Annotated in this window: 5 protein-coding genes and 1 rRNA gene; all 6 read left to right on the top strand. The window is 51.6% G+C overall.

Translation table 11 applies throughout. The features are described 5' to 3' along the window. Positions 1-20: 20 nt before the first annotated feature. Complete coding sequence (locus AC506A_RS24110) at positions 21-389, top strand: STAS domain-containing protein (protein WP_091225055.1); 369 nt, start codon at positions 21-23, stop codon at positions 387-389. 45 nt (positions 390-434) lie between these two features. After that, positions 435-1,148 carry a heptaprenylglyceryl phosphate synthase gene (gene pcrB, locus AC506A_RS24115; protein WP_495463541.1) on the top strand — a complete coding sequence of 238 codons (714 nt, stop codon included), beginning with the start codon at positions 435-437 and terminating at the stop codon, positions 1,146-1,148. A 15-nt stretch (positions 1,149-1,163) separates the two neighbouring features. Beyond that, positions 1,164-1,298, top strand: coding sequence for a hypothetical protein (locus tag AC506A_RS24120; protein ID WP_495463542.1), 135 nt, complete (start codon positions 1,164-1,166; stop codon positions 1,296-1,298). 46 nt (positions 1,299-1,344) lie between these two features. Continuing rightward, entirely contained in the window at positions 1,345-3,723 is a 2,379-nt protein-coding gene (gene pcrA / locus AC506A_RS24125; protein WP_495463543.1) for a DNA helicase PcrA, read from the top strand. Between the two features lie 68 nt (positions 3,724-3,791). Beyond that, complete coding sequence (gene ligA, locus AC506A_RS24130; RefSeq protein ID WP_495463555.1) at positions 3,792-5,795, top strand: NAD-dependent DNA ligase LigA; 2,004 nt, start codon at positions 3,792-3,794, stop codon at positions 5,793-5,795. 364 nt (positions 5,796-6,159) lie between these two features. Then, a 16S ribosomal RNA gene (locus AC506A_RS24135) occupies positions 6,160-6,264 on the top strand; the annotation flags it as partial.

The raw sequence follows: 6,264 nt of genomic DNA on the forward strand, positions 1-6,264 counted from the left end.
TGGAGAGGGGGCTTATTAAGATGAGCGAACAACCATTGCAGATTGAAACGCGGAAATTCCCAAGCGGGATGGTACTGAAGCTGGAAGGCGATTTGAGTAAAGCAGCTGAAGGTAAGCTGATCGCGGGCTTTGAGCAAGAATCGGAGCTCGGCCGAAGCATCCGTTTTCTGGCGCTGGATCTGACGAAAGTCGATTATATTAATAGCGGCGGGATGGCAGTGTTGATCCGGTTGGCTCGGATGGGCAGCAAAGCAGGGGTACATACTTTCGCATGGGGGATTACACCTCATTACGAGAAGCTGTTTCGCATGGTAGGATTAACGGAGTTTATGATGATTTATCCCAATGAATTTGCCGTTATGCAGCGAATTGAGGCGCTTGAGCTGTAAACGGGCCGCGGGACGGCAGGATATCTAGATTAGGCGGAGGGCAACATGGAACTGCAATCGGCAATTTATAAAGAATGGCGGCATGTATTTAAGCTGGATCCGGAACGCGAAATCAGTGATGAGCGGCTCGATGCTATCTGCATGTCCGGAACGGACGCTATCATTGTAGGCGGATCAAGCGGTGTTACGTTTGACAATACCGTCGATCTGATGTCGCGAATTCGCCGGTATGAAGTGCCTTGTGCGCTTGAGGTGTCGAATGAAGAAGCGGCTGTGCCGGGATTTGACCATTATTTCATTCCACTTGTGTTGAATACGGATAAGGCAGAGTGGCTCGCGGGCAGGCAAATACAGGCGCTGCGCAAATTCGGAGCTTTCATCCCGTGGGAGAACACCTCGGCAGAGGGTTATCTGATCTTGAACGAGGAAGCCCAAGCGGCGAAACTTACGGGGGCGCAGGCGGGGCTTGATTCTGAGACGGTAGCTGCTCACATTTATATGGCGGATCGGCTTATGCATCTGCCAGTGATCTATATGGAATACAGCGGTAGGTTCGGCGATATGGAACTTGTGAGGCGGGTTCTTCGGCTCGTGACGGGAGCAAGGTTGTTCTATGGCGGCGGCATTGATGATGCGGCAAAAGCAAGACAGGCGGCAGAAGCAGCGCATACGGTTATTGTGGGCAATGTCATCTATGATAATCTGGAGGCGGCGCTATCGACGGTGAATGCTGTGTTATCCACGGAACTGCCCAAGTAAGCAAGGATAGCAGAAATGAACAAGAACGGCTTCGAAATGAATCGGCTGCTTAACGGACATGCGGATCTTCATTTCGAAGGCCGTTTTTATTTACAGGAAAATGCCTGCAAACGGTCGGTTGTAATTGACACAGTCATGGCGGTTGTCTAGACTGAAGTAAGGCGAACAAATGCGAACAAAGGGGTTTATTTTCTCTATGTTAAACGAATTCAGCATCGACCAGGCTGTTCAGAAACTGAACGCGCCTCAGCGTGCAGCTGTGCAAGCAACAGATGGGCCGCTGCTAATCATGGCAGGAGCGGGAAGCGGCAAGACACGCGTACTCACGCACCGTATTGCATACTTAATCGAGAAGAAGCGAGTAGCGCCGTGGAGCATTCTGGCGATTACCTTTACCAATAAAGCATCACGAGAAATGCAGCAGCGGGTAAGTGCGCTGGTCGGCAATGCCGGTCAAGATATTTGGGTATCGACCTTCCACTCGATGTGTGTGCGAATCTTGCGCAGAGACATTAACCGGATCGGCTTTACGAACAGCTTCTCCATCTTGGATTCCGCAGATCAACTGTCGGTTATCCGCAACTGTATGAAGGATCTTAATATCGACACGAAGAAAGTCGAACCGAAGAGCGTGCAGGCTGCGCTTGGCGGCGCGAAGAATGAACTGATTTCACCGGAGCAGTTCGAGCTGAAGATCGGTGATTATTTTGACGGCATCGTGTCTAAGGTGTACACCGCGTATCAGAAGCGGCTCAAGAGCAACAACTCCCTGGACTTCGACGACCTCATTATGAAGACGATCCAATTGTTCAAGGACGAGCCGGATGTTCTTGCCTTCTACCAGAACAAATTCCGCTACATCCATGTCGACGAGTATCAGGATACGAACAGAGCGCAATACATGTTGTGTAATATGTTAGCCGATAAGCATCACAATATCTGCGTAGTAGGAGATAGCGACCAATCGATTTACCGGTGGCGTGGGGCAGATATTACTAATATTTTGAACTTCGAAGAAGACTATCCCGAAGCACAGACGATCATGCTGGAACAGAACTACCGTTCCACTGCGAACATCTTGAACGCGGCAAATGCCGTCATTAAGCTCAACAGCAGCAGGAAGCCGAAGAAATTGTGGACGGATCAGGGTGAAGGTGAAGCAATCACCGTCTACCAGGCAGACACGGAGCATGACGAAGGGTATTTCGTGACAGGGGCAATTCGCAAACATGTAGGCGGCGGCCGGAAATTTGGCGATCATGCCATTCTGTACCGGACGAACGCGCAATCACGGGTGATAGAGGAAACGCTCATTAAATCCGATATTCCGTATCAAATCGTCGGCGGCGTAAAGTTCTATGACCGCAAAGAGATCAAAGATTTGCTCGCGTACTTGCGGCTTGTTTCGAATCCGGACGATGATATCTGCTTCCAGCGGATTGTGAATGTTCCGAAGCGGGGGATTGGCGATACGACCGTTGCGAAACTGTTTGACGAAGCGGGTTTACGCGGCATCTCGGTGTTCGCGCTATTGGAACAGCTTGACTGGCTTGATCTGACAGGACGTGCCCGCACGGCGCTTGCGGAATTCCGCGATATTATAGAGAACCTGACGCGTATGGTTGAATACCTGTCCGTAACAGAGTTGACGGAGAAGGTGCTCGAGCTAAGCGGCTACCGCGAGGAGCTGCATCGTGAGAACACACTGGAGTCGAAAGCGCGTCTGGAGAATATCGATGAGTTTCTATCCGTGACGCAGGATTTTGAGAAGCGTAATGAAGACAAGTCATTGGTTTCATTCCTAACGGATCTTGCCCTTATTGCAGACATCGACTCTATGGACAAAGATGAGCCGGAAGGCGGCGTGAAAGATGCTGTCGTGCTGATGACGATGCATAGCGCCAAAGGCCTTGAGTTCCCGATCGTATTCATTATCGGTATGGAGGAAGGTGTATTTCCTCACAGTCGGGCAATGAATGATAACGAAGAGCTGGAAGAGGAGCGCCGACTTGCTTACGTTGGGATTACACGTGCGGAGAAACAGCTTTATCTGACAAGTGCGCGGATGCGTACGCTGTTTGGTCGGACGAATGCGAATATGCCTTCACGATTCTTACGGGAAGTTCCGGATGAGCTGAAGACAGATGCGTCCGCAACAGGTCGCGGGCGTCCGGCTGGCGGCGGAATCGGGTTTGGCTCCGGAAGCCGCGTTACAGGTGGTATTGGCGGCGGCGCTGGAACTGGTGCATCGGGCTCAACAGGGTTTGGGTTCCGCAGCGGTGCGCCGTCGCCGGCAGCACGGTCGGGCTCTCTTTCCGGAGCAGGCGGCAACAGCAGCGGCGTAAGAATCACTACACCTATGGATGCGGCGCGTGCAGCATCTGGTGCAGCGGCAGGGGCCGGAGCAGGCGGCGAATTCGTAGCTGGCGATAAAGTGTCACACGGCAAATGGGGCATCGGCACGATTGTCTCCGTCCGGGGTACCGGTAATGACAAGGAGCTTCAAATCGCATTTCCTGCTCCGGTTGGACTGAAGAAGCTGCTTGCAAGCTTTGCACCGATTACGAAGGTATAAGCAATTTGAACGAGAGAGGGAGAACGTCTATGACGACTGCGATGGAACCGGGACATAATACCGAACCGATGAAGCTTGCGAGACTGCGCGAGCTGATAGACCTCATTGCGGAGCACAATCACAACTACTACACGCTGGATCGGCCGACGATCAGCGACAAACAGTGGGATGAGCTATACGACGAGCTGGTGCGCTTGGAGCTGGAGACAGGCAGCCTGCTTCCGGATTCGCCGACACAGCGCGTAGGCGGCGATATTTTGAAAGGCTTCGAGCCTCATCGTCATCGTGCACGGCTTTGGAGTCTGGATAAAGCGCAGGACACCGAGGATCTTCTCGCTTGGAATACTCGGGTGAAGAAAGCAATCGCAGACTATAACACCAAGAATCCAAGCGAAACGCCGCTGCCTGAACCTAGTTACGTCATCGAGCTCAAATTTGATGGACTTACGCTTAATTTGACTTACGATGAAGGCAATCTCGTGCAAGCTTCGACTCGCGGCAACGGTGTTGTTGGCGAGGGGATATTGGCGCAGGTAAAGACGATCCGTTCCATTCCGCTTACGATTCCCTTCAAAGACGGTCTCATTGAAGTGCAAGGCGAAGGCATTATGAATCTCTCCGTACTTGAAGCTTACAATGTAACGGCTGCCGAGCCGCTGAAGAATGCGCGTAATGCGGCAGCAGGTGCGCTGCGTAACCAGAATCCGCGGATTACAGCAGAGCGGAAGCTGAACGCGTTCTTCTATAATATCGGGTATGCCGAAGGTGTATCCTTCGAGCAGCACACACAGATGATTCAATTCCTGAAGGATAACCGGTTTAAGGTTAATCCATATACGACTTACTGCTCGACGATCGAAGAGGTGCAAGCAGAGCTTGAGCGCGTTGCTGAAGGACGCGGCGAGCATGACTTCCTCATTGACGGAGCAGTCGTGAAGTTGACGGACATGCGGACGCGCGAGGCGCTCGGTTATACCGATAAATTCCCGCGCTGGGCTGTCGCGTTTAAGTTCGAGGCAGAAGAGACGACGACGATCCTGGAGTCTGTATCCTGGGAAGTGGGCCGTACCGGCAAAATCACACCGGTCGCCCGTGTCGAGCCTGTTGATCTCGCAGGCGTTACCGTTCAGAACTGTACGCTCAACAATATCGGTGATATTGAACGTAAGAATCTTAAATTCGCACTCGGCACGCACGTAGTGATTCGCCGTTCCAACGACGTCATCCCGGAGATTCTGGGCAAAGCCGACGATGAGCCTGGCGTAGAAATCATAGCGCCTACCGTATGCCCATCCTGCGGAACGCCATTGGAGCTGCGGGGAGCGCATCTGTTCTGCAACAATAAGCTTGGCTGCAGACCGCAGACGATTGGCCGGATTACACATTTCTCGTCCCGTGATGCGATGGATATCGAATCGTTCAGCATTATGACGGCAGAGCAGCTATTCGACGAGTGCGGAGTTCGCGACCCTGCAGATCTCTATTCTCTGACCTATGATCAATTGATTGGTCTTGATCGCTTCGGTGATCGCAAGGCGCGTAAGCTGCTTGATGCGCTTGAGAAATCTAAGGAACGTGATCTAGCAGCGTTTCTATTTGCTCTTGGTATCCCGAATACAGGCAAAGCGACAACAAAGATGCTCGCGGATCATTTCGGCAGCCTAAGCGCTGTACGAGGCGCGGCAGTCGAGGAGCTCGTAGGATTGCCAGACGTCGGTGGCATCGTTGCGGAAAGTATCTATACGTACTTTAGCGATCCGATGATCTCGGAGAGCTTAGACCGTATGCTGGCGCTTGGCGTTAAAGCAGAAGCGGAGCAGCAAGAGGCGGCGCGGACAGACAGCATATTCAGCGGCAAAACCGTCGTGCTTACCGGGACGCTCTCCCTTATGACGCGCGATGAAGCGGCGAAGAAGCTGGAGGCGCTTGGCGCGAAGATCAGCGGCAGTGTATCGAAGAAGACCGACTTCGTTATCGCCGGAGAGAGTGCAGGCAGCAAGCTTACTAAGGCTCGTGATCTCGGGGTTACTGTAATAGAAGATGAAGAGGAACTGCTTAAGCTGTTGCAGTAGTTGATGGCGTCAATGATTAGGAGCATGAATTCTACGCAGGTTGTAGAGGGCATGCTCCTTTGTCATTTTTTACAAGTTGCAATGGGTTTTTGTATGTGTTAAATTATTTCTTGTCGCTTCTGAGACATACGACAACAACAACATACAGCTTTCGACAGAAAGTAATAAAGTTGTTGACACATGATGACGAAGCTGGTAACATAATCACTTGTCACCACGAAAGTGAGACAAACAAGTTCTTTGAAAACTGAACATATGAATCACGTCAGATTCAACAAATGTTTTAAAATATCGCAGAGAAATCTGCGTAGCTAGTTTTTTGAATGAGCTAACAAGCAAATTCATAAACGGTCTTCGGACCACTTTTATGGAGAGTTTGATCCTGGCTCAGGACGAACGCTGGCGGCGTGCCTAATACATGCAAGTCGAGCGGAGTTATTCCTTCGGGGATAGCTTAGCGGCGGACGGG

Source organism: Paenibacillus sp. N22P23 (assembly GCF_059383735.1).